At 46.6% G+C, this 324-nt stretch carries 1 pseudogene; it reads left to right on the forward strand.

What is annotated here, in order from left to right:
• Positions 1-324, forward strand: a pseudogene (locus CIK04_RS23545) (hypothetical protein); the annotation flags it as partial.

A 324-nucleotide genomic window follows, 5' to 3' on the forward strand; every position in this document is an offset into this window, starting at 1 on the left:
GTTTGCTTCATAAGCGCTATCACTGGGCCTATTTGGAGCTTTTGAAGCGATCCGATTTTGACGATATTTTGTTGGTGGATCTCGATGGCAACGTCACCTACTCCATCTACAAAAATGAAAACTTTGGCACAAACTTAATTGAGGGGCCTTTTAAAGAGAGCATGCTCGGCAAAAGCTTCCGTCAATTGGCCAATGACGTCAGCGAAAAACGCAAGCAAAACGAAGACTATACCCCGTCTATATTCCGACCTTCTCGGTTGAAGATTGGCAAACAAGTCGCTTGGTTGGGCGCACCGATCATCCGAGCAAGGCTATCTGCACAGC

Source organism: Vibrio sp. 03_296, assembly GCF_002265885.1.